Source organism: Arthrobacter sp. SO3, assembly GCF_020532825.1.
Taxonomy (GTDB): domain Bacteria; phylum Actinomycetota; class Actinomycetes; order Actinomycetales; family Micrococcaceae; genus Arthrobacter.
Genome location: NZ_MQTS01000109.1, coordinates 1 through 3473, shown reverse-complemented (window position 1 = coordinate 3473; position 3473 = coordinate 1). Strand labels below are relative to the sequence as shown.

Genomic DNA, 3473 nt, shown 5'->3' with positions numbered 1-3473 from the left:
AACAGTGAGAAGTTCGCGTGAATTTTGACGCTTTCGGCGTGAACTTGAGCATGCCCGGGGGTTGCAGCCGGTGTGGATGCTCAGGTTCGTGGAACCTGTTGGCCCTCGACGGTGAGGTCGGGGTGCTCGACGGTGTTGAGGTAGCGGGTGGCGCCTTCGACGCTGAGCCCGAAGAGGTCGCAGATGCGGCGGATGTCGCCGCCGGTCGCGTGGATCTCGTGCAGGATACGGTCCTCACGGAGCACCTGGGGCCGCAGCGTCAATCCGGTCCAGGGGAACTGGCGACTGACGGGGAGGAGCCTGGGTGCGGTACGCCGGTTGATGAGCAGGTGCGGGTTGGCACTTTCTGGCCAGGTCCGGTTGCGGTGGTCGAGCCAGGTTGCGAGGCGGGTACGCACGGGCGCGGCCAGCGGGATGTCGCGGTTGTCGAGTATCAGATGTCCGTCGCTGATGTCGGTGAGCCGCAGCGCGCTGAGCTGTTTCTTGGTCAGTGCGTGGAAGGCGACCAAGGCAACCGCGAGGGCGACGACCGGGTTCGGGGAGTTCAGCTCCTCCCTGATCACTGCGGCGTCAAGGGCGAGCGGGATGGTGCTGCCCTTCGGGGACGCTTTCATCCCGCGGGTCGGATTGGCGAAGATGAGCCGGCGGCCTTTGAGGGTCGTGAAGAGCGACTTGAGCCCGTTCCCGGCGATATGGCGGCGGGCCGTCGTTTCGTCCAGCGCGGCTGTGATGTCGGCGCTGGTGACCTCGGCGAAGGACTGGAGGCCTGCCTCGGCCCAGGCGTGGATGATGGGTTCGATGCCCAGGATGTGCGCCCTGATGGTCCCTGGGTCGCGCGGGATCTGCCGTGGCGCCTGGTGGGCGCCGTTGGTCAGGATTTGCAGCCACACCTCGAGCTGGTCCTTCATGACCGGCGGCAGGGTGCTGGTCTTGGCAGCGAAGTAGCGTTCGATCCGGGTCGGCCGGTCCTCGATGAGCAGGCCGGCCGCGGCCAGAACGTCGATCGTGGAGAGGACGTTGCCGGAGTATTGGCGCAGTTGGAGGACGTCGGTGGCGCGGATCTTCGCGGTCGGGCTGAGCCGCAGACCCTGCAGCAGCCGCAGCGAGCGGGTCACGTCGTTGCGTTGCCGCTTGCTCCAGCCGGCCCTCGCGGCGTGTTCACGGACGATGGCGGCGCAGTAGCGGGTCAGGTCGTTCTCTTCGAGGCGGGCACGCGCCGCGACAACCTTCGGGTCGGGCGCCAGGTCGAACAACGTCATCTGCTCGCCGTTGTCGGCGGCGGATCCGGTGCCGGGCAGGTAGTTCTTGTCCCTCCGCTTCCATGGGGCACGTTGCTCCGGGCTCAACGGTGGTGCTCCCCGACGTGCGAAGGTCATGTTGGCGAAGAAGAGCTGGTGCCCGGCCTTATTCGCGCCGGCCAGGTCCAGGCCATGTCCGGGCTCCTGGATCATGCGGGCCTGTTCCAGACACAGCCGACAGGCCCGCCGCTCCCCGATACGGGCGGTGCGCCCGCAAAAGTCGCAGATTCCTTCCGGGTTGTGGGAGCGCCACCAACGACACTGCCAGCACGTCCAGTTGTAGCGGCGGTAGACACCCCACGCCAGACAGTCCTTGCACGAGCCCGGGTATTGCGGACTGCCGGGATGGCAGCTGGCGCACAAGCCTTGGCTGAAGTAGCCCATGCTGGTGCCGCACTTGAAACACGGCGGTGCGATGAACGGGCCGCCGGGAAGGCAGTCATAGCAATAGTCCACCCGCGGGAAGGTCCACGCGACACGGTTGATCTGGCAGCGGGGGCACATCGATGGCGGCCGCAGTGGCGCCGCCGGGCCCGGGGCCGGACTCACAACAGCCCCGCCTATAGGGGCGGCTCGGACCGCGGCCTGCCGAATCTCGGCGTTACGACCGGCGATACCCCGCCATTGCCTGCGCCGTGGCCCTGGTCATCGCCGTTGACGGTCTCGGTGGAGCGTGGACGACGTGCCGCGACCTTGTCCGGCTCGGGACTCATCAGGTCCGTCGGCGTGCACTTCAGCACCGAGCAGAGCACGTCGAGCTCCTCGAGTCTCATCGTCGCCGGTGTCCCGGCCCACCACGAGGACATCTTCCCGGCGCTGATCTCCAGTCCGGCATCGGCGAGCATCCGGCGCATCTGCGCCGACTTCCAGACCCCGCGTTCGGCGGCTCTGATCCGCAGGTTCCACAGCACGGCCTCATCCTTCCTTCTGTGTAGGCCCAAAGCGGGACTCGACCCGCTCATTGGCGTTCTTCCAGGCCAGTTCGACGTGCTCGCTGCGCACGTGGATGTAACCCGAGGTAGTCGCAAGCCACTGATGCCCCAGCAACTCCTGGAGGGCCTTGATGTCCATCCCGGCCCCGTAAAGCGAGGAAGCGCAGTAATGCCGCAGAACGTGGGGAGTCAGCCGTCCCGACCATGCCGGCAACCACTGCTCGACTTGCAATCCCAGGCTGCGCCGCAGGGCGTTGCCACCGACCCGGCCACATCGCCCCAGCTCGGAATCGAACCGCTCCGAGGGGAGCAAAGGCGCGTCGGGGTCAGCCCAGTCCTCGCCGTACTGGTGTCGGACCTCGCCCAGCCACCAGTCGATCAGCTCTGCCGCGCCATTGATCGCGGGCACCAGACGCGGCTTCGGGCCACGGCCGTGTGCTCCCTTGCCGAACCGGACATGGAGCTTGCCGAACCCGCCCAGGTCCGGGCGCCAGTCACGGATGTCGAGCATCACCGTCTCGTTGATCCGCAACCCCAGCCGACGCCAGAGCGAGGCAGCGAAGTAGTCCCGCGCGGCGGGCAGATACTTGCGGGCCTGCGGGATCGAGTGCCGCCAACAAGTAAAGAACGTTTCGATCTCGGCATCCGACGGCGGCACTCTGACGTTGCCCAGCGCCGCCCCGGACTGGCGGTTGAACTCATCGATGGGCTGCTCGACCAGCACCCCGGCCACCCGATGGATCCGGCCCTGGTAACGGCTGATCATGAACTCGTAAAACAATGCCAGTGTCCCGGCCTTGCCGGCCCTGGTGCTCACACTGCGACCCAGCCTGCGCTGCTCGGCCAGGAACCGGTCGGCGTCCTGGCAGGTTGCCGCCCACAGCGGACCCGTCACCGAACGGGCGAACTCAACAATCGTCGCCCGGGTATTGCGGATATGCGAGTCGCTCAAACCAGCCGCTGCCATCGCCAACGCGTACTGGTCAACGATCTCCTGCTCGAAATCCTCGGCCGCCTGCACACTCCAGAACGCCGGATCCATGGCGCCGCCACCGGGCAACGCCACCAGCACCATCAGCTACCAACTTCAGAAGGAGCGAGCATGCGTCGACATTACGCCCAAACCGTCACTCTCGTCGATGGTTCGTCGATTCGGGCCCCAAGGGGCTCCGAACCGACATCACCTGCTCAAACGCGAATCCCCACCGCAGAACAGGCCAACGAACCTGAGCGAATAGAGATA

3 protein-coding genes are annotated in these 3473 nt (G+C 66.5%); all 3 read right to left on the bottom strand.

Annotated elements, in window-relative coordinates:
* Nucleotides 1-80: 80 nt before the first annotated feature.
* Nucleotides 81-1451 (bottom strand): hypothetical protein, encoded by a 1371-nt coding sequence (locus BJQ90_RS11440; protein ID WP_226760380.1) that lies wholly within the window; start codon nt 1449-1451, stop codon nt 81-83.
* 407 nt (nt 1452-1858) lie between these two features.
* Nucleotides 1859-2209, bottom strand: coding sequence for a helix-turn-helix domain-containing protein (locus BJQ90_RS11435; protein ID WP_226760379.1), 351 nt, complete (start codon nt 2207-2209; stop codon nt 1859-1861).
* A gap of 4 nt (nt 2210-2213) precedes the next feature.
* On the bottom strand, nt 2214-3305 hold the full coding sequence (locus tag BJQ90_RS11430) for a tyrosine-type recombinase/integrase (protein WP_226760378.1): 1092 nt from the start codon (nt 3303-3305) through the stop codon (nt 2214-2216).
* Nucleotides 3306-3473 lie beyond the last annotated feature (168 nt).

Coding starts and splice junctions, on each gene's coding strand:
- BJQ90_RS11440 (WP_226760380.1), bottom strand. CDS start 1,451: ATGATCCAGGAGCCCGGACATGGCCTGGACCTGGCCGGCGCGAATAAG.
- BJQ90_RS11430 (WP_226760378.1), bottom strand. CDS start 3,305: ATGGTGCTGGTGGCGTTGCCCGGTGGCGGCGCCATGGATCCGGCGTTC.